Annotated in this window: 17 protein-coding genes and 1 pseudogene; 7 read left to right on the top strand and 11 right to left on the bottom strand. The window is 66.8% G+C overall.

Annotation, left to right across the window (positions count from 1 at the left end):
- Nucleotide 1 precedes the first annotated feature (1 nt).
- Both K4043_RS14130 and K4043_RS14125 read right to left on the bottom strand, forming a co-directional pair.
- On the bottom strand, nt 2-832 hold the full coding sequence (locus K4043_RS14130) for an ABC transporter ATP-binding protein (protein WP_265309674.1): 831 nt from the start codon (nt 830-832) through the stop codon (nt 2-4).
- Nucleotides 833-835: 3 nt separating this feature from the next.
- Nucleotides 836-1,948: an ABC transporter permease gene (locus tag K4043_RS14125; RefSeq protein WP_046273799.1), complete on the bottom strand. Its 1,113-nt coding sequence runs from the start codon at nt 1,946-1,948 to the stop codon at nt 836-838.
- A 160-nt stretch (nt 1,949-2,108) separates the two neighbouring features.
- Between K4043_RS14125 and K4043_RS14120 the strand changes: the two genes are divergently transcribed.
- On the top strand, nt 2,109-3,368 hold the full coding sequence (locus tag K4043_RS14120) for a threonine/serine exporter (RefSeq protein ID WP_265309673.1): 1,260 nt from the start codon (nt 2,109-2,111) through the stop codon (nt 3,366-3,368).
- 90 nt (nt 3,369-3,458) lie between these two features.
- Here K4043_RS14120 and K4043_RS14115 read toward each other — a convergent pair.
- From K4043_RS14115 to K4043_RS14105, 3 genes and pseudogenes are all read right to left on the bottom strand, one after another.
- Nucleotides 3,459-3,833: pseudogene (locus tag K4043_RS14115) on the bottom strand (H-NS histone family protein); the annotation flags it as partial.
- Between the two features lie 152 nt (nt 3,834-3,985).
- Nucleotides 3,986-5,677 (bottom strand): proline--tRNA ligase, encoded by a 1,692-nt coding sequence (locus tag K4043_RS14110; RefSeq protein ID WP_265309672.1) that lies wholly within the window; start codon nt 5,675-5,677, stop codon nt 3,986-3,988.
- Between the two features lie 98 nt (nt 5,678-5,775).
- Nucleotides 5,776-6,150, bottom strand: coding sequence for a DUF4124 domain-containing protein (locus tag K4043_RS14105; RefSeq protein ID WP_265309671.1), 375 nt, complete (start codon nt 6,148-6,150; stop codon nt 5,776-5,778).
- 73 nt (nt 6,151-6,223) lie between these two features.
- On the opposite strand from K4043_RS14105, the gene pssA reads away from it, so the two are divergent.
- Genes pssA through rimI form a run of 3 tightly spaced genes read left to right on the top strand, consistent with a single transcriptional unit; the run spans nt 6,224 to nt 7,976 of the window.
- Nucleotides 6,224-7,003: a CDP-diacylglycerol--serine O-phosphatidyltransferase gene (gene pssA, locus K4043_RS14100; protein ID WP_123731220.1), complete on the top strand. Its 780-nt coding sequence runs from the start codon at nt 6,224-6,226 to the stop codon at nt 7,001-7,003.
- Nucleotides 7,000-7,482: a hypothetical protein gene (locus tag K4043_RS14095; RefSeq protein WP_260232308.1), complete on the top strand. Its 483-nt coding sequence runs from the start codon at nt 7,000-7,002 to the stop codon at nt 7,480-7,482. Before pssA ends, K4043_RS14095 begins: the two co-directional genes overlap by 4 nt.
- Nucleotides 7,479-7,976: a ribosomal protein S18-alanine N-acetyltransferase gene (gene rimI, locus K4043_RS14090; protein ID WP_121042847.1), complete on the top strand. Its 498-nt coding sequence runs from the start codon at nt 7,479-7,481 to the stop codon at nt 7,974-7,976. Before K4043_RS14095 ends, rimI begins: the two co-directional genes overlap by 4 nt.
- Before the next feature lie 32 nt (nt 7,977-8,008).
- Here rimI and K4043_RS14085 read toward each other — a convergent pair whose 3' ends face one another.
- The 5 genes from K4043_RS14085 to K4043_RS14065 all read right to left on the bottom strand — a co-directional run bounded on the left by K4043_RS14085 (nt 8,009) and on the right by K4043_RS14065 (nt 13,965).
- Nucleotides 8,009-8,833, bottom strand: coding sequence for a DMT family transporter (locus tag K4043_RS14085; protein WP_265309670.1), 825 nt, complete (start codon nt 8,831-8,833; stop codon nt 8,009-8,011).
- A gap of 96 nt (nt 8,834-8,929) precedes the next feature.
- Nucleotides 8,930-11,698: a valine--tRNA ligase gene (locus K4043_RS14080; protein ID WP_265309669.1), complete on the bottom strand. Its 2,769-nt coding sequence runs from the start codon at nt 11,696-11,698 to the stop codon at nt 8,930-8,932.
- A gap of 43 nt (nt 11,699-11,741) precedes the next feature.
- Complete coding sequence (locus K4043_RS14075) at nt 11,742-11,930, bottom strand: YqaE/Pmp3 family membrane protein (RefSeq protein ID WP_088432079.1); 189 nt, start codon at nt 11,928-11,930, stop codon at nt 11,742-11,744.
- A gap of 45 nt (nt 11,931-11,975) precedes the next feature.
- Entirely contained in the window at nt 11,976-12,401 is a 426-nt protein-coding gene (locus tag K4043_RS14070; protein WP_019182556.1) for a DNA polymerase III subunit chi, read from the bottom strand.
- 85 nt (nt 12,402-12,486) lie between these two features.
- Nucleotides 12,487-13,965 carry a leucyl aminopeptidase gene (locus K4043_RS14065; protein WP_259261789.1) on the bottom strand — a complete coding sequence of 493 codons (1,479 nt, stop codon included), beginning with the start codon at nt 13,963-13,965 and terminating at the stop codon, nt 12,487-12,489.
- Between the two features lie 104 nt (nt 13,966-14,069).
- Between K4043_RS14065 and lptF the strand changes: the two genes are divergently transcribed.
- Nucleotides 14,070-15,149: an LPS export ABC transporter permease LptF gene (gene lptF, locus K4043_RS14060; protein WP_123731217.1), complete on the top strand. Its 1,080-nt coding sequence runs from the start codon at nt 14,070-14,072 to the stop codon at nt 15,147-15,149.
- Nucleotides 15,146-16,255: an LPS export ABC transporter permease LptG gene (gene lptG, locus K4043_RS14055; RefSeq protein ID WP_260232307.1), complete on the top strand. Its 1,110-nt coding sequence runs from the start codon at nt 15,146-15,148 to the stop codon at nt 16,253-16,255. The genes lptF and lptG overlap by 4 nt, the downstream gene beginning before the upstream one ends.
- 761 nt (nt 16,256-17,016) lie before the next feature.
- Here lptG and K4043_RS14050 read toward each other — a convergent pair.
- Nucleotides 17,017-17,493, bottom strand: a complete 477-nt coding sequence (locus tag K4043_RS14050) for an RDD family protein (protein ID WP_260232157.1) — start codon at nt 17,491-17,493, stop codon at nt 17,017-17,019.
- A gap of 71 nt (nt 17,494-17,564) precedes the next feature.
- Here K4043_RS14050 and xerD point away from each other — a divergent pair, with 71 nt between their 5' ends.
- Nucleotides 17,565-18,542 carry a site-specific tyrosine recombinase XerD gene (xerD, locus tag K4043_RS14045; protein WP_123728303.1) on the top strand — a complete coding sequence of 326 codons (978 nt, stop codon included), beginning with the start codon at nt 17,565-17,567 and terminating at the stop codon, nt 18,540-18,542.
- Nucleotides 18,543-18,557 lie beyond the last annotated feature (15 nt).

The following is an 18,557-nucleotide window of genomic DNA, read 5'->3' as shown; positions in this document are numbered from 1 at the left end:
CTTACTCGCTCTCGTGCTTTGCATCGCGCGCAGCACGCGCGCGCGGTCCGTGGAAGTACTCCTGGATCCACGGGTGGTCCAGTTGTTCGATCTCGTGCAGCGGGGCATTGGCGATGACTTTCTTGTCGGCCAGCACCGCCACCCGGTCACAGATCGCATACAGCGTGTCCAGATCGTGTGTGATCAGGAAGACAGTCAGGCCCAGCGCTTCCTGCAGGGTCTTGATCAGGCGGTCGAAGGCGGCCGCGCCGATCGGGTCCAGCCCGGCGGTAGGCTCATCCAGGAACAGCAGCGGCGGGTCCAGCGCCAGCGCCCGGGCCAGGCCGGCGCGCTTGCGCATGCCGCCGGACAACTGCGAGGGCAGCTTGTTGATCGCATCGGCCGGCAGGCCGGCCAGCTTCACCTTGAGCAGGGCCAGCTCGTAATGCCAGCGCTCGGGCAGCTCGCCGTGATGTTCCTTCAGCGGCACCTGCACGTTCTCGCCCACGGTCAGGGAGGAGAACAGCGCGCCATCCTGGAACAGCACGCCGGTATTGCGTTCGATATGCAGGCGGTTGACCGGGTCATTGGAGCGGGCATCGACGCCGAGCACCTCGATCTGGCCGTCATCGGGCGTGCGCAGGCCGAGGATGCTGCGCATCAACACCGATTTGCCGGTACCCGAGCCGCCGACCACGCCGAGAATCTCGCCGCGGCGCACATCCAGGTCCAGCCCATCGTGCACGACCTGCGCGCCGAACCGGTTGGTCAGCCCGCGCACGCGGATCAGCAGTTCACCGTCATCGGTGGCGGCGTTGTCGCGGTCAGGGGCGGGGGCGGTATCGGTGCTCATCGGTTACCAGCCCATCTTCATGAACCACAGCGCGGCGAACGCGTCGAGGATGATCACCAGCGAAATCGCCTGCACTACGCTGGAAGTGGTGCGCTCGCCGACCGACTGCGCGGTGCCTTCGACCTTCAGGCCTTCCAGGCAGCCGATCAGGCCGATCACCAGTGCGAACACCGGGGCTTTGGACAGGCCCACCAGCATGTTGCGCACTTCCATGGTGTCGTGCATCCGCGCGATATACATCTGCGGCGGGATATCCAGATCGAACGCGCCCACCGTGATGCCACCGGCCAGGCCGGCGATCATCGCGATGAAGGTGAGCAGCGGCAGGGTGATCAGCAGGGCGATCAAGCGCGGCAGCACCAGCAGATCGACCGGGTCCAGGCCCAACGTTTTCATTGCGTCGATTTCTTCGCGCGCCTTCATCGCACCGATCTGCGCGGTGAACGCACTGGCGGTGCGGCCGGCCAGCACGATCGCGGTCAACAGCACCGCGAACTCGCGCAGGAAGGCGATGCTGACCAGCTCGACCACATAGATCTCCGCGCCGAAGTCGCGCAGGATCGTGGAGCCGAGGAAGGCGATCACCGCACCCACCAGGTAGGACAGCAGGGCGACCAGCGGCACCGCATCCAGGCCGACCTGTTCCATCTGGGCGACCGTGGCGGTGAGACGGAATCGGCGCGGTTCCTTGATCAACCGCGCACCCTTGACCAGGTTCTCGCCCAGGAAACTGGCCAGTGCCACGATGTTGTGACCCATGCCGTGCACGCTGACACCGAGCCGTTCCAGTGCGGCGAGCACACCGAAGTCGCGCTTGGCCTTGGGCCGGTCGTCGGCGACTTCCTCGATGGTGGAGACCAGCGCGCGATGCTCCTCGCGGAACGTCACGGCGTCCTCGCCAAGGTCGGCGCGGTGCGCTACACGCAGCAGCTGCAGCACGCCGGCCGAGTCGAGCAGGGTGATCCCGCTCGCGTCCAGACCGGTCACTTTCTCCGGAAGGCCACGCAGCACTTCGGCCGCGTCCAGCGCGGTGCGTAATGTCCAATGGCCAGACAACCGGATCAGACCGGGGTCTTGGGCATCCTGCTCGAGATGGGGGGCTTGGTCTGAGGTCATGTAGGCGTCCTGCGCGCAGCATACCCTGTCCGGGTGCATGGCTCGCGTATGCGCCGGATGGGGCTGAACGCGTCGCTCGGCAACACCCGGGCCGCCATGCCGCGATGCGATGACACCGGGATTCTTCAGGCCGGGGCGTGTTCGGGTAATACTACGCCGCATGTCTGACGACGCCCCCACCATCGTTGCACCACCGGCCACCTACGCACAGCGCGTGGCCTTCGTTTCGGAAATGGCCGGGCGCCTGCACAGCTATGGCACCACCGCGCAGCGGCTGGAAGCGGCCGTGGTCGCGCTGGCGCAACGCCTGGACCTGGATTGCGAGCCGTGGTCGAACCCGACCGGCCTGATCCTGAGTTTCAGCGACCCCACCAAGGCGATCGGTTCGTCCGACATCACCCGTGTTATCCGCCTGGCACCGGGCGAGAACGACCTGCATAAACTCAGCATCGCCGACCAGATCACCGATGCGGTGGCCAACGGCACCATGAGCATCGCGCAGGGCCATACCGCGCTGCGCCAGCTGGACAAGGATCCGGGCCGCTGGGGCAAGATCCGCACCATTCTTTCTTACAGCCTTGGCGCGGCAGGCGTGGCCGGCCTGTGGAAGCTGCCGTGGCTGGACATCGCCACCGCCGGCGTGATCGGCCTGCTGATCGGCGTCATGGGCATGTATACCGACCGCCGCCCGGCCACGCGCGAGGCCAACGAAGCGTTGGCGGCGCTGCTGGCCGGCTCGGTGGCGACGCTGGTGGCTTCCTTCATCGGGGCGCTCAACCTCAACACGGTGATCATCGCCTCGCTGGTGGTGCTGCTGCCCGGGATGTCGCTGACCAATGCGGTCAACGAGCTGGCCAGCCAGCACTGGGTCTCCGGCACGGCGCGGTTTGCCGGTGCGGTGACCACGATCCTGAAACTGACGGTGGGCGCGGTGATCGCGGTGACGCTGTCGGGCATCGTCGGGCTGGAACCGCTGGTCCGCGCCTCGCGGCCGCAGGCCGATTGGGTGGAATGGGGCGCGTTGCTGCTGGCCGCGTTCGCGTTCGCCATGTTGTTCAAGGCCAACCGCCGCGATTTCCCCTGGGTGATGGCGGCGGCCGTTGCCGGTTATGCGATCTCGAAATTCGCCGGACAGGCGTGGGGCATCCCGGCCGGCATTTTCATGTCCGCGATGCTGCTGACCGCCGCCGGCAATCTGTTTGGTCGGCTGGCGCAGCGCCCGGGCGCGATCATCCGCCTGCCGGGCATCATCATGCTGGTGCCCGGCAGTACCAGCCTGCGCGGCGTGCTGACCCTGGTCCAGCAGCAGGACATGAGCGCCGGCCAGACCGTGCTGATGACCGTGCTCAACGTGGTGATGGCGCTGGTGGCCGGTCTGCTGTTCGGCAATCTGCTGATCCCGGCGCGCAAGAATCTCTGACCTCCCCGGTCACCGCGCGCTCGATCAACGGGGACGAAAACGCCGGCGCGAGGCCGGCGTTTTGATGTGCAGCAGTGACTGGCCGGCTTACTTCTTGATCAGGAACTCTTCGACCTTCTTGCCCTTGGCGGTATGCGCGGCCAGCCAGCGCGGCTGCTTGCCACGGCCGGTCCAGGTTTCCTTCGGGTTGGCCGGGTTGCGATACTTCGGGGCGACCTTGCCGAGCTTGCGCACGGCCTTGGCCGGGGCCTTGGTTGCCTTGCTCGCGGCACGGCCACGAGCAGCCGGGACGGCGCCGCCGAACAGCTCTTCCACCGAATAGCCCTGGGCCTTGGCCAGCTTGGTCAGCTGCGCGCGGACCTTGGTGATCGCCGGACGCTTGGCGACGATGGTCTGCTGCTTCTTGGCGTTCTTGATCAGCGCGCCCAGCTCTTTGGCGGACAGGCCGCTCAGGTCGATACTCATCTACTACTCCGCAATATATTAAGGACAGGGTGAGCCGGTCCTTGGCGTCGGAAACAGCATACATTCTCTTTTGCGAAATGCACAAACACGCCGGACATATTGAAACCGGCGGCACCATTGAAAAGGCCGGGATATCTCACCCGGCCCTGTCATCACTTCGTCAATTTCGCCAGCAGTGCGTCCCGGTCGAGGACCTCCGCTTCGGCCGCGCTGCGCGCGCGGTACTCGAATGTCCCGGCGGCGACGCCGCGTTCGGACACCACGATCCGATGGGGTACGCCGATCAATTCCATGTCGGCGAACATCGCACCCGGGCGCAGACCTCGGTCATCCAGCGCCACATCCAGGCCTGCGGCCTGCAGCTGCGCCAGCAGCTCGGCGGCGGTGGACGACACGGTCTCGTCCTGCTTCGGATTGATCATGCAGACCACGACCTGCCACGGCGCCATCGCGTCCGGCCAGATAATGCCGACGTCGTCGTGATTCTGTTCGATCGCCGCGGCGACGATGCGCGAAATACCGATGCCGTAGCAGCCCATCGCCAACACCGCAGCCTTGCCGTTCTCGTCAAGCACGGTCGCATTCAATGCCTGTGCATACTGGCGGCCGAGCTGGAACACGTGGCCGACTTCGATGCCGCGCGCGATTTTCAGTTCACCACCATCGGCGGCGCGATCACCGGCCTTGGCGTTGCGGATATCCGCTACCTCCGGCTCGGGCAGGTCACGGCCCCAGTTGACGCCAGCGATGTGGAACCCGGCTTCATTGGCACCGATGACGAAATCGGCCAGCGCGGCGACGTCACGGTCGGCCACGATGCGGATCGGCTGTGCCGGGTTGAGCGGGCCGAGGAAGCCCGGCTCGCTGCCCAGATGCGTGGCGATCTCCGCCTCGCTGGCCATGCGGTATCCCTGCAGGCCCTCGACCTTGCCGAGTTTGATTTCATTGACGTCGTGATCGCCGCGTACCAGCGCCAGCACGAAACCGGCCTCGCTCATGATCGCGATCGACTTGACCGTGCGCTCCAGCCCCAGGCCAAGCAGGGCGGCGACGGCCTCACAGGTTTTCTGCGTGGGCGTATCGATTTTACGCAGCGCTTCGCTGGCGGCCGGGCGCTCGCCCGGGGCCGCGGCGATGGCCGCTTCCATATTGGCCGCGTAATCCGAGCCGGTGGAAAACACCAGTGCGTCTTCGCCCGAATCGGCGATCACGTGGAATTCCTGCGACGCATCACCCCCGATCGCACCGGAGTCGGCCTGCACCATGCGGAAATCCAGACCCAGGCGGGTGAAGATGCGGCTGTAGGCCGATTTCATGTTCTCGTATTCGCGCACCAGGCACTCATCGTGCAGGTGGAAGGAATAGGCATCCTTCATCAGGAATTCGCGCGAGCGCATCACGCCGAAGCGCGGGCGGATCTCATCGCGGAACTTGGTCTGGATCTGGAAGAAATTGACCGGCAGCTGTTTGTAGCTGGACAGCTCCTGGCGCGCGAAATCGGCGGCGGCTTCTTCAGCGGTCGGGCTGTAGCAGAACACCTGCTCCTTGCGATCCTTGATCTTCAGCAGCTGCGGGCCGAACTTTTCCCAGCGGCCGGTGGCTTCCCACAGTTCCTTGGGCTGGATGGTCGGAATCTGGAATTCCACCGCGCCGGCACGCTCCATTTCCTCACGCACGATGCGCTCGACCTTGCGCAGCACGCGCAGGCCCAGCGGCGACCAGGTGTACAGCCCCGAGGCCAGCTTGCGGATCATGCCCGCGCGCAGCATCAAGCGGTGGCTGGTCAGCTCCGCGTCGCTGGGGGTTTCCTTGGTGGTGTGCAGGTGGAACTGGGAGAGGCGCATCGTCGGCTTCGCTGAACGGCAGAAGCCGATATTCTGCCAGTCCGGCCGCCGCGATGGGTGCCGGAGGCGGTTTTAGCGCCTCAGCCGGGCTGCGCGGCTCAGGCCTTGGGCGTGCAGTAGGCCTGGATGGCGGCCTCGGCCAGGGTTTTCTGGGCGCTGCGTTGCGCGTCGGTCAGGGTCATATCGGCCTTGCCGTCGCCATCGGTGTCCTGCATCACCTTGCCCGGCCCGTTGAGCAGGGTGAGGTTGCCGCGGGCGCTGGTGCACTCCTTGTTCTCTGCCGGGGCGGCTGCCGTCTCGCGCGGGAGCGGGTCGCGGTTCTCGACCTGGCGGGCCTCGTACGTCTTGCCGGCGGGGGGCTTCTCCGAGTAGTGGGTGACGCCGTTGGCGTCTTTCCACTTATAGATGTTGCCGGCGCTGGCCGTGGCGCTGGCGAGCAGCAGCAGGGCGCTCAGACGGGACAGGGCACGCATGGCAACTCCGGGAACGGGGCAGAACCGCGATTGCAGCACCCCGGGGCCGCTGCTGGCAAGCTAAACTGCCCGCATGGATCAGATGAAACCCCCGCCGCGCTCGCGCAGCATTTACCTGCTGCCCAACCTGTTCACCACCGCAGGCCTGTTCGCCGGCTTCTACGCGATCATCGCCGCGGCCAATGGCGACTTCGTCAATGCCGCCGTCGCCGTGTTCGTCGCCGCGGTCATGGATGGCCTGGACGGCCGCGTGGCCCGCCTGACCGGCACCAGCAGCGAATTCGGCGTTCAGTACGACTCCTTGGCCGATCTGGTCAGCTTCGGCATGGCCCCGGCCCTGGTGATGTACCACTGGTCGCTGTCCTGGCTGAAGTTCGACGACCCGGTGATGGGCCGTGTCGGCTGGGCCGTCGCCTTCCTGTATGCCGCCTGTGCTGCCCTGCGCCTGGCCCGTTTCAATACCCAGGTCAGCGTGGTCGATAAACGCTGGTTCATCGGTCTGGCCAGCCCGGCCGCCGCGGGCCTGATGATGTCCTTCGTCTGGGCCTTCGCCGATGGCAACCTCGGCTGGGACGGCAACCAGCTGCGCTATGTCGCGCTGGGCGTAACCCTGGTGGCGGCGCTGCTGATGGTGAGCCGGATCCGCTTCTGGAGCTTCAAGGGCAGTGGCGAGCGGGGGCCGCGCGCGGACCGCGTGCCGTTCCTGGCGCTGGCCCTGGTGCCGATCGCCATCGCGATCATGGTCATTGATCTGCCGCGCGTGCTGTTCGCGGTGGGCGTGGTGTATGCCTTGTCCGGCCCGTGTTACTGGGTGTGGCAGCGCACCCGCAAGACGGTCGAGCCGAACGCGTGAGCGGGCAGGCGCTGCCGCCATTGTGGTCGCCGGCGCAGCAGTCCTGGCTGCAGGCGATGGGCTACACGGTGTTCGTCGACGGCAGTGTCGAGCCGGAGGCCGCTGCGGTACCTGATGTCCAGCTCAGCGCGGCGCCGCTCGCCGAGTCGGCCGCGCCCGTGCGCCAATCACGGCCGGCACCGGCGGTGGATGCGCCCGCACCGGTACGCCGAAGCGCGCCGCGCACGGCCGAAGAAGGCGCGCCGCCGCCCGTCCCGGCGGCCACGCCGGCACGCGCAGGCGGAGGCCGCCGCGCCGCGGTGCGGATGCCCGATCGCCTGCAGATCGCCCTGCTGCGCGCCTCCGGCTGCAACCCGGCCGAGCCGGACACCCAGGCCTTGATGGCCAGCTGGAACCTGGACGAACTGCGCAGCAGCGCCGCCGCCAAGCGCGCGTTGTGGCCGCAGCTGCGCGCCCTGCGCAAGCGGGGCCGCCCGTGAGCGCGGTGAGCTCGCCACGGCCGTTGTCGTTGCGCGCGTTGCGCGAAAGCGACCTCAATGCAGTGATGGCGATCGAGGTGCGCGGTTACCCGTACCCGTGGACCCGCGGCATCTTCCAGGACTGCCTGCGTGCCGGTTATCCCGGCCTGGCGATGGAAGAGGATGGCCTGCTGATGGGCTACGGCCTGCTCAGCATCGCCGCCGACGAAGCCCATATCCTCAATATCTGCGTGGACCCGCTGTGCCAGTCGCGTGGCCACGGCCGCTACCTGCTGCGCGCGCTGGTGAAGCTGGCACGCGACCATGGCGCGCACCGCGTGTTCCTCGAAGTGCGCCCGTCCAATACCTCGGCGGTGGCGCTGTACCACAGTGAGGGATTCAATGAGATCGGCCGCCGCCCGCGTTATTACCCCGCCCGCGACGGGCGCGAGGATGCGCTGGTGATGGCCATCGAGCTGGTCGACGACGATATCCAGGTGATGCCGCCGCTCTGACAGCGTGGTGTAGAGCCACCCATGGGGTGGCGCTACGCCATCCGCAGCACGATCGCCCCGAGCACGATCAGGCCGGCGGCGATCCAGCGTTGGCGGGTAACGCGTTCGCGCAGGAGCCAGGCCGAGATCAGGATGCCGAACAGGATCGAGGTTTCGCGCAGCGCGGCGATCAGCGCGATCGGCGCGACCGTCATGGCACACAGGGCCAGCCCGTACGAGACCAGCGTGCCGACGCCGCCGATGATCCCGTAGCCCCAGTTGCGGCGCGCATAGTGACGCAGCGCGCCCGCACGGGTGCACAACGCCCACAGCGGCAGGGGCAGGCCGGAAAGCAGGAACAGCCATAGCGTGTAGCTCACCGCAGCGCCCGAGTGCCGTGCGCCCCAGCCATCGACCAGGGTGTAGGTGGCGATGACCCCGGCATTGAGCAGCGGCAGCCACAGATGCTGGCGCGGGGTGCCGCGGGTCATGCACAGGATGCCCAGGCAGATCAGCGCAATGCCGCTCCACGCGATCCACGCCAGGCGTTCACCCAGAAACAGCGTACTGATCAACGCGACCAGGATCGGCGCGCAGCCGCGCATCAGCGGGTAGGACGCGCTCATGTCGGTCAATTGATAGGTACGTGCGACGAGCACGTAATACCCGACCTGGAGCAGGGTCGAGGCGGCCAGCCATGGCCAGCTCTGTGGTGCGGGGGCGGCCACGAACGGCAGCGCGATCGCAGCGATCAGCGCCGCCGAGCCGGTGACCAGGATCGTGGTCAACAGCGTGTCGGTGCCGCGTTTGACGATCGCGTTCCAGCTGGCATGCAGCAGCGCGGCGAACAGCACGATGCAGAAGAGGGACAGCGACATCATCGGCCCAGGGTAGAGCCACCCCATGGGTGGCTGCACGTCATCCCGCCCCGGAAGGCAGCCACGCATGGCGTGGCACTACCTCCCCCCAAGCGCTTACAGCTTCGCGCGCTGCGAACGCAGGCCATCCAGCTGGGCGGTCCACTCGACCAGGCGCACGCGTTCCTGCTCGACCACGGCGGCCGGCACCTTGTCGGTGAACTTGGCCAGCTTGGTCCCGCTCTTTTCCTTCTCCGATTCCACCCGGGCGATTTCCTTGTCCAGGCGCGCGCGCTCTGCGCCCAGATCGACCAGGCCCTCCAGCGGCACCAGCAGAGTGAGATCGCCCACGATCGCAGCGGCGGCCGGCGGCGTGTCGCTGCCGTTGGCCAGCCATTCGATGCGTTCCAGCTTGAGCAGGAACGACAGCGAGGAGGTGAAGCGGGTCATGCGCGCGCGGTCATCGTCGTTGCCCCCCTGCAGCAGCAGCGGCACCAGCTTGGACGGCGGCACGTTCAACTCGCTGCGCACGCGGCGCAGGGCGTTGACCATCGACTTCAGCCATTCCACGTCGGCTTCGGCGCGGGCGAAATCACCCGCGAACTCCTCGGCGGTCGGGTACGGACGCAGCGAGATGGTGTCGTCGGTGATGCCCAGGCGCGGGGCGACCTGACGCCACAGCTGCTCGGTGACGAACGGGGTCAGCGGGTGCAGCAGGCGCAGCAGCGCTTCCAGCACGTACAGCAGGGTGTGGCGGGTGCTGTTGGCATCGTCGGCGTCGGCACCGTTGAGGGCCGGCTTGGTCAGCTCCAGGAACCAGTCGCAGAACTCGTTCCAGGCGAATTCGTACAGGCACTGCGCCAGCAGATCGAAGCGGTAGTTGGCGTAATGCGTCTGCGCTTCGGCCGAGACCGCGGCCAGGCGCGCGAGAATCCAGCGCTCGGCATCGGTACGCGGCTGCGGCACGCCGGTGAAGCTGCTGCCCTCGGTGTTCATCAGGGTGAAGCGGCTGGCGTTCCACAGCTTGTTGCAGAAGTTCTTGTAGCCCTCGGCGCGGTTCATGTCGAACTTGATATCGCGGCCGTGGGTGGCCAGCGCGGCGATGGTGAAGCGCAGCGCATCGGCACCGTGGGCGATGATGCCCTCGGGGAATTCGCGACGCGTCGCCTTCTCGATCTTCGGCGCGTCCTTGGGCTTCATCAGGCCGGTGGTGCGCTTGGCGACCAGGTCCTCGATGGAGATGCCATCGATGATGTCCAGCGGGTCCAGCACGTTGCCCTTGGACTTGGACATCTTCTGACCCTGCGCATCGCGGATCAGGCCGGTGATGTAGACGTCCTTGAACGGAATCTTCCCGGTGAAACTGTCGGTGGCCATGATCATGCGGGCCACCCAGAAGAAGATGATGTCGAACCCGGTGATCAGCACCGACGACGGCAGGTAGCGCTCGAAACCGCGCGCGTCCATCGCCTGCTCGTTCGGCCAGCCCAGGGTGGAGAACGGCCACAGCTGCGAGGAGAACCAGGTCTCCAGCACGTCACTGTCCTGGTGCAGGGCGAGGTCGGCGGCGAGGTTGTTCTTCGCGCGCGCTTCGGCTTCATCACGGCCGACATAGCAGTTGCCCGCATCGTCGAACCACGCCGGAATGCGGTGGCCCCACCACAGCTGGCGGCTGATGCACCAATCCTGGATGTTCTCCATCCAGTGGCGGTAGGTGTTGATCCAGTTGGCCGGGACGAACTGGATGCTGCCGTTCTCGACCAGCTCCAGGCCGCGCTTGGCCAGCACGTCCATCTTCACGAACCACTGGTCGGTCAGGTACGGCTCGATCACCTGCTGGGTGCGATCGCCGCGCGGCACCTGCAGCTTGTGCGCCTTGGTTTCGACCAGGATGCCCAGGTCTTCCAGCTCGGCCAGGATCACCTTGCGCGCTTCGTAACGGTCCAGCCCGCGGTACTTCTCCGGGGCGTTGTCGTTGATCGCCGCCACCGGGGTGAACAGGTTGATCATCGGCAGGTTGTGGCGCAGACCGACCTGGTAATCGTTGAAATCGTGCGCGGGGGTGACCTTGACCACGCCGGTACCGAACTCGCGGTCGACGTAATCATCGGCGATCACCGGGATCTCGCGGTCGGTCAGCGGCAGCTTGACCATTTTGCCGATCAGATGCGCATAGCGCTCGTCTTCGGGGTGCACCATCACGGCGGTATCGCCGAGCATGGTTTCCGGGCGGGTGGTGGCCACGGTCAGGGTGCCGCTGCCATCGGCCAGCGGGTAGCTGATCGACCACAGGAAACCGTCTTCCTCCACGCTCTCCACTTCCAGATCGGAGATGGCCGTCTTCAGCACCGGATCCCAGTTGACCAGGCGCTGGCCACGGTAGATCAGGCCCTGCTCGTGCCAGCGCACGAAGGCCTCGACCACCGCTTCGGACGGCTGCGGGTCCATGGTGAAGGTGCTGCGCAACCAGTCGCTGGAGGTGCCCAGACGGCGCATCTGGCGCTCGATGGTGTCACCGGACTGCGCCTTCCACTCCCACACTTTTTCGATGAAGCCGTCGCGGCCCAGCGAATCGCGGGTCTCGCCATTGCCGGCCAGCGCCAGATTGCGTGACACCACCATCTCGGTAGCGATGCCGGCATGGTCGGTACCCACCTGCCACAACGTGTCGTAGCCGCGCATCCGGTGGTAGCGCACCAGCGCATCCATCAGGGTCTGCTGGAAGGCATGGCCCATGTGCAGCGTGCCGGTCACGTTCGGCGGCGGCAGCAGGATGGTGTACGGCTCGCCCTTGCCGGACGGCTTGAAATGGCCGGCCTTCTCCCACGCGTCGTACAGCGCGGTTTCAAAGGTTTTCGGGTCGTAGCTGGAGGCGAGTTGGGTCATGCGGGAACCAGGATCGAATACGGAAGGTGGGGGTGCCGGAAGCTCAGCGCCCTAAGGCGCGACGGATCTTCTGGTCGGTATGGAACTGTGAGACCGCGTAGGCGGCCCAGATCGCGGCGGGCAGCCAGCCGATCAGCGTGATCTGCAGGATCAGGCAGAGGATGCCTGCGATCGGGCGGCCGATGGTGAAGAAGGCGAACCAGGGAAAGATCAGGGCGATCAACAGGCGCATCAAGGGTCTCCGGGGGCGGCGGCGACCGGACGGGCGCCGCGCGGGTTACATGTCGTACTTGTTCAGGTCAAAGCCCAGTGCCTTGTACTGGCGCCAGCGTTCGCGCAGCGGTTCGCGCGCCTCCGGGTCAGCCGGCACCACTTCCAGCACGCGGTCGCAGGCCGCCAGATAGGGATCGTCGCGCAGGTTGATCACCAGCGGCCGGGCCGGGGCCTCGGTGCCGGGCACGGCGATCAGCACCAGCGCCTCTTCTTCGTCCATGTCTTCGCCGGCGATCTGGTGCGGGATGTAGGCATCGTTGTCGAACGCCCACAGCAGCTCGTCCAGCTCTTCGGCCTGGGCCTGGTCGCGTGCCAGCACCAGGGTGAACAACCCGGCGTCATTGGCCTTGCGGGCCAGTTCGCAGACCAGGCGCAATGGCTCGGTCAGGAAGCGGGGCTTGGCGATCAGGTAGAAATCAGCACGGGACATGGCAGGGCCTGGAGCGGAGGGAGAACCCGGCGCCAGGCCGGGCGGGATCGCGGCCACCCGCAGGCGGCCGCGATCGGGCGGGGCATCAGGCGCGGGCGACCTGGTCCAGCAGCCACTGGCTCAGCAGGCCGACCGGGCGACCGGTGGCCATGCCGCGCTTGCCTTCGTCGCTGGCCACGCCGGCGATGTCCAGATGGGCCCAGCGCTGGCCTTCGGCGAAGCGCGACAGGAAGCAGCCCGCGGTGATCGCACCGGCCCAGCGGCCGCCGATGTTGTAGATGTCGGCGAAGCTGGAATCCAGCATGGGCTGATACTCGTCCCACAGCGGCAGGCGCCAGGCGCGGTCGAACACGTGCTCACCGGCGGCCAGCAGCTCGTTGGCCAGGTCGTCGTGCTTGGTCATCAGGCCGGCGGTCTGGTGGCCCAGCGCGACCAGGCAGGCACCGGTCAGGGTCGCCACGTCGATCAGCGCGGCCGGCTCGAAGCGCTGCGCGTAGGTCAGCGCGTCGCACAGGATCAGGCGGCCTTCGGCGTCGGTGTTGCCCACTTCGATGGTCTTGCCCGACATCGAGGTGATCACGTCCGACGGGCGGTAGGCGTTGCCGTCGATGGCGTTTTCGACCGCCGGCACCACCACCACCAGGTTCAGCGGCAGCTTGGCCGTGACGGCCGCGACGAAGGTGCCGATGACGTTGGCGCCACCGCACATGTCGTACTTCATCTCTTCGATGCCGCCCTGGGTCTTCAGGTTGACGCCACCGGTATCGAAGGTGATGCCCTTGCCGACCAGCACGTAGGGCTTGGCGTCGCCGCCGTTGTTCCACTTCAGCACCACCAGGTGCGGGCGGTTGGCCGAGCCACGGGCCACGGCCAGCAGCGAGCCCATGCCCAGCGCTTCCATCTGCTGCTCGTCCAGCACCTCCGCTTCGGCGCCTTCATGCGCCTGCGCGAACGCGACCGAGGACTCGGCCAGGTAGGCCGGGGTGCAGACGTTCGGCGGGAGGTTGCCCAGCTCGCGGGCGTACTGCACGCCGGCGGCGATGGCCTGGCCCTGGGCCAGCGCCTGGGTGTCGGTGCCGGCGATGGCCAGCGTGGTCAGGCCCGGCTCGTCGGCCTTCTTCTTGCCCAGCGTGGCGCTGTAGCGGTAGGCGGCGTGGTCGGCAGTGATGATGGCCTGGCGGATGTTCCAGGCGGCATCGCGGCCCTTGACCTCGATCTCGGTCAGGGTGAACAGCGCATGGTGGTTGACCCCGCTCTTCAGGGCGCGGCTGGCATCGCCGACCGCCTTGAGGTACTGCGGGACGCCGAACTTGGCCGGCTCGCCCAGACCGACCACCAGCACGCGTGCGGCGGTGACGCCGGGCAGATCGTGCAGCAGGGTCGTGTTGCCGGTCTTGCCGCCCACGTCGCCGCGGGCGATCAGGGCCGACAGGCGGCCGCCGGACGCAGTGTCCAGGGCCTGTGCCGCCGGGCTCAGGGTCTGGTCGGCGTAGGCGCCGACGATGACGCAATCGCACTCGGCCGAGGCCGGCGATGCGTGGTTCAGGGTGAATTCCAGGGCCATTGATCAGATTCCGTTGGCAAATCCGTACAATCGCGAGCTGTTTACGTCCCGTCAGTAGACTGGGCAGCACCGCGAACGAATCCGAGAGTTTAAACCACCGCCCCATGTCGAAGCTCGATCGCTATCTCCTGCGTGATTTCGTCCAGAGTTTCCTGGCCACCCTGATTGTGTTGCTGGTGGTGAGCGTCGGCGGTGTCCTGGTGGACATCCTCGGCAACATCGCCGACGGCCGCCTGCCTGCCCGCCTGCTGTTCTCACAGCTGGGCCTGCAGTTCATCGTCTATATGCCGCTGATCCTGCCGCTGGCGCTGATGCTGGGCCTGCTGCTGGCCACCGCCCGGCTCTACCGGGATTCGGAAATGGCGGTCATCACCGCCATCGGCGTCGGCCCCAAGCGCCTGCTGCGCCCCCTGCTGATGCTGGTGGTGCCGGTGGTCGGCCTGATCGGGCTGTGCTCACTGTGGCTGGGCCCCTGGGCCGACCGTACCGGTGAGAAAATGATCGACGAGGCCAACCGCAGCGTGGTCATGGCCGGCCTGGAGGCGGGCAAGTTCACCTCCCTGCCCAATGGCGGCGTGGTCTACCTGTCCTCGGTCTCGCCCGACGGTACCCAGCTGGGCAAGGTCTTCATGCAGCGCCAGAAGGACGACACCATCGAGGTGATCTCCGCCGATCGTGGCCGGATGTACTTCGAAGGGGCCAAGCAGCGGTACCTGGAGCTCGATGAGGGTCATCAGGTGCAGGGCCCGGCGAACGGCGCGCTGGACTACAAGCTGATGACGTTCGCCCGCAACGACGTGGCCATGCCTGACGGTGCCGAGACCCGCAAGGACGACGATCCCGAGCTGCTGCCGACCACGCAGCTGTTCGGCGATGAGCGCCCGGAGGCCCAGGCGCAGCTGCACTCGCGCATCGCCCCGCCGCTGATCGCGCTGGCCTTTGCCCTGATGACCCTGCCGCTGGCCCGCAGCTCGCCGCGCCAGCAGCGCTACGGCCGGATGATGCTGGCCTTCCTGGCCTACATGGTGGGCATGAACCTGATGTTCATCGGCACCCGCTGGATCGCCGATGGCAAGCTGCCCGGCGCGGCCGGCCTGTGGTGGCTGACCTTGCCGCTGCTGGCGCTCGCGCTGTGGATGTATTTCCGCGACGGCAAACTGTCGCGTCCCCGGAGGACCGCATGACCCTGTTCCGCCCCATGCGGTTTGATCTGTACCTGGGCCGTGCCGTGTTCGGCACTGTCCTGCTCACCTGGGCCGTTCTGGTCGGCCTGGACGTGGTGATGGCCTTCTCCGGCGAGTTCAAGGATGTCGGCAAAGGCAGTTACACCCTCGGCCATGCCGCGGCCTGGGTGCTCTACACCGTGCCCCGCCGCGCCTATACCTTCTTCCCCACGGCCGCCGTGATCGGTGCGCTGATGGGCCTGGGCCAGTTGGCCGCCACCTCCGAACTGACCGCGCTGCGTGCGCTGGGCCTGTCGCGCAAGCGGCTGAGTGCGTCGGTGGCGATCGCGTTGTCGCTGATGACCGCGGTGATGGTGTTCAGTGGCGAGACGCTGGGCCCGTGGGGTCAGGGCAAGGCGGACGAGATCAAGGCCAGCGCCAAGTGGGGCAACAGCCTGAGCACGGCCCGGTATTCGGGGGTATGGGCGCGCGAAGGCGACACCTTCCTCAATGCGCAGAGCGGGGACGAGCAGTTGCAGGACGGGGGTGGCACACGCCTGGTCCTGCACGACGTGCGTCTGTACAAGATCGCCGACGATGGTCGTCTGGCCTCGCTGACGTACGCGACGACCGCCGAGCATGGCGACAACGGCTGGGTGTTGAACAAGGTCCGCCGTGACACCTTCGGTGAGCGGTCGGCGACGCGCGAGAACATCGCGTCCGAGCCGTGGGCGTCGCGGCTGGATGCGGCGGCGTTGGCCAGTGGTATTTCCAAGCCGCGCAATCTGACGGCGTCGGATCTGCGGACCAGTATCGAGTACCGCAAGCGCAATGGTCTGGATTCGCGCGATTACGAGGATGTGTACTGGAGCCGGTGGTTCTATCCGCTCAATGTGCTGGCGCTGTGTCTGGCGGCGGTGCCGTTCGCGTTCGGTTCGTTGCGCAGTGGTGGGATGGGCAAGCGGTTGTTCCTGGGCATTCTGTTCGCGTTGGGCTTCTGGTTGTTGCAGTTGTTCTTCGGGCGTATGGCGGGTGCGTTGAAGTTCGATTACCGGATTGCGTATGCGTTGCCGCCGATCGTGATGATGGTGGTATCCGGGTTGTTGTTCCGACGTAAGTCGGGCTGATTCCTCTGCTCGAACGCCAGACGCCAGACGCCAAACGCCGAAGCCAACGTCAAAGCCGAAGCGGCCTCCATGTGCTCTCGAGCTAGGCGCGACGGGCTCGCCATTCCGGGACCCGCCGCAAGTACGTCCATGTAGGCTCGTGTGCTGCCATCCATGGCAGCACACGGTCCCGGCCTGGCAATCCCGCCGCGCCTCCGACAGTGTGCTGGTGGGGGAGGGAGAGCAGCCGGGCATGGCCCGGCTCAACCGTTCTGTTGGGTTGGCGAAGTGTCGGTGTTTGTGTTCAATCTTGGCGACTGGGCGACTGGGCGACTGGGCGACTGGGCGACTAAACGACTGAGCGACTGAGCAATTGATCGACGAAGGCTTGATCGATTGAGCGAAGGTACGACTTCGCGATCGAGGTTGCGCTCCTGAAGGCGCCTCGATCGCGAGAGCCGGTATTCAGTGCGAAACGTCAGCTGCGCAACAAATCCGCTTTTACCAGCCGCACTTCGCAATCTTTCAATGCGGAGAGGCGCAGCCCATTTCAGGGCCGTAGTGCGCCATGGATGGCGCACTACGAGCTTACATGGGTGAGGGCGGATCGCTTGCGAGGCACTGCCTCGCATCCGACCGAACGCACAGCCGCCAGCGGCTGGGCCGGGCCGCGGAGCGGGACTTGCAGCGGGCCCAGAAATGGGTTGCGCCTCTCCGCAAACGCAGAGAGAGTGGAAACGCTGCTTTTCGCGTTGTCTGTAAGGCGTCAGAGCGTCAGCACGTCAGCGCTTCGGCAGCCGCACGACCCGCGTCCCGCTGGCCCGGTCATGCCAGGTCAACCGCTGCCGATCCACCAGCGCCCACCAGAATCCCAGGCCGGCCGCCAACACCGACAGCGACCCCACCGCATAGCGCCGCCACAACTGCCCGCGCGTCGGCACCGTGCCGTCCAGCGAGACCACCTGCAACCGCCACGGCCGCATCCCCAGCGTCTGCCCACCGCGGCGCCAACTCATCGTCGCGTACAGGCCCGTCACGCCCCAGCAGCATGCCCACAACGCCCACTGCCACGCACTGAACGGGGCGATGTTCTCCCGCTCTGCGTGACCGCTCACCGTATAGATCGCCACGAACACCGCACCGAGCAGCATCCACAGCGCCAGCGCGGGGAAGAAGTCGTACAACAGCGACAACCACCGCCACAGCAGCAACGATGCAGGGCGATCAGCAGCGGGGGACGACAGCGCGGTATCGGTCATGACCCGGAGCATACCCGGCCCGCTGCCCGCGTTCGATGGCCCATCCATCCGCTGCTCCGTATGCTGTGGCCATGTCCGACGCCACCACCCCCGCACTGCGCCGCCAGCTCATCCAGCACCTGCCCGAGCTGCGCGATGATGACAACGTGCGCATCCAGCGCTTCCTCGACACCGCCTGGGCTGAACACGGCCTCGCGCGTGCCAGTCTGGACAGTTACCGGCGCGATCTCGAAGGCCTCGCGCGCTGGCGTGATGGCGTGGCCGGGGGACTGGCCGGTCTCGATCGCGCCGGGCTCTTCGACTACCTGGCCTGGCGCTCCCGCCACGGCTGGTCGCCGCGCAGCAATGCCCGTCTGCTTTCCGCGCTGCGGGCCTTCTTCGCCGATGCGGTTCGCCGCGGCGAGCGCAGCGATGACCCCAGCGCGTTGCTGGATCCGCCCAAGCTGCCCCGGCTGCTGCCCAAGGCGCTGGCCGAAAGCCAGATCGATGCACTGTTGGCCAGTCCCGACATCGAGACGCCGCTCGGGCTGCGCGACCGCGCCATGCTGGAGTTGATGTATGCCGCGGGCCTGCGCGTCAGCGAACTGGTCAACCTGCCGGCCAATGCCGTGAACCTGCGCCAAGGTGTGCTGCGCGTAACCGGCAAGGGCAGCAAGGAACGGCTGGTCCCGCTGGGGGAAGAATCCCAGCACTGGCTTGAACGTTATCTGGCTGAATCGCGCCCGCAGCTCACCGGGAAGCGCAACGTGCCGACGCCACAGGACGGCGCCGTGCCGATGTTTTTGGAGCCCTCCCTGCATCCCTTGAGCCGCCAGCAGTTCTGGGGGCTGGTGAAGAAGTACGCGGTGCTGGCCGGGATCGACCCCGCCCGGATCAGTCCCCACGGCCTGCGCCACAGCTTCGCCACCCACCTGCTCAACCGGGGCGCCGATCTGCGCGCCCTGCAGATGCTGCTCGGCCACAGTTCGCTGTCCACCACCCAGATTTACACGCTGGTGGCCCGCGAACACCTGCAGAAGCTGCACGCCAAGCATCACCCGCGCGGCTGAGACGGCGCAAAACCC

It is taken from the genome of Stenotrophomonas sp. SRS1 (assembly GCF_026130205.1).
Classification (GTDB): Bacteria; Pseudomonadota; Gammaproteobacteria; order Xanthomonadales; family Xanthomonadaceae; genus Stenotrophomonas; species Stenotrophomonas rhizophila_B.
Note: the sequence above shows the minus strand (reverse complement) of the source record. Positions and strands in the feature narration are given on the sequence as shown.

Excerpts from the sequence above, each read along its gene's own strand:
- K4043_RS14080 (WP_265309669.1), bottom strand. The coding sequence starts at position 11,698 with ATGACCCAACTCGCCTCCAGCTACGACCCGAAAACCTTTGAAACCGCG.
- K4043_RS14130 (WP_265309674.1), bottom strand. The coding sequence starts at position 832 with ATGAGCACCGATACCGCCCCCGCCCCTGACCGCGACAACGCCGCCACC.
- K4043_RS14085 (WP_265309670.1), bottom strand. The coding sequence starts at position 8,833 with ATGTCGCTGTCCCTCTTCTGCATCGTGCTGTTCGCCGCGCTGCTGCAT.
- K4043_RS14125 (WP_046273799.1), bottom strand. The coding sequence starts at position 1,948 with ATGACCTCAGACCAAGCCCCCCATCTCGAGCAGGATGCCCAAGACCCC.
- K4043_RS14120 (WP_265309673.1), top strand. The coding sequence starts at position 2,109 with ATGTCTGACGACGCCCCCACCATCGTTGCACCACCGGCCACCTACGCA.
- K4043_RS14105 (WP_265309671.1), bottom strand. The coding sequence starts at position 6,150 with ATGCGTGCCCTGTCCCGTCTGAGCGCCCTGCTGCTGCTCGCCAGCGCC.
- K4043_RS14050 (WP_260232157.1), bottom strand. The coding sequence starts at position 17,493 with ATGACCGATACCGCGCTGTCGTCCCCCGCTGCTGATCGCCCTGCATCG.
- K4043_RS14075 (WP_088432079.1), bottom strand. The coding sequence starts at position 11,930 with ATGCGCCTGTTGATCGCCCTGATCTTTCCCTGGTTCGCCTTCTTCACC.
- K4043_RS14070 (WP_019182556.1), bottom strand. The coding sequence starts at position 12,401 with ATGTCCCGTGCTGATTTCTACCTGATCGCCAAGCCCCGCTTCCTGACC.
- xerD (WP_123728303.1), top strand. The coding sequence starts at position 17,565 with ATGTCCGACGCCACCACCCCCGCACTGCGCCGCCAGCTCATCCAGCAC.
- lptG (WP_260232307.1), top strand. The coding sequence starts at position 15,146 with ATGACCCTGTTCCGCCCCATGCGGTTTGATCTGTACCTGGGCCGTGCC.
- pssA (WP_123731220.1), top strand. The coding sequence starts at position 6,224 with ATGGATCAGATGAAACCCCCGCCGCGCTCGCGCAGCATTTACCTGCTG.
- lptF (WP_123731217.1), top strand. The coding sequence starts at position 14,070 with ATGTCGAAGCTCGATCGCTATCTCCTGCGTGATTTCGTCCAGAGTTTC.
- K4043_RS14065 (WP_259261789.1), bottom strand. The coding sequence starts at position 13,965 with ATGGCCCTGGAATTCACCCTGAACCACGCATCGCCGGCCTCGGCCGAG.
- K4043_RS14110 (WP_265309672.1), bottom strand. The coding sequence starts at position 5,677 with ATGCGCCTCTCCCAGTTCCACCTGCACACCACCAAGGAAACCCCCAGC.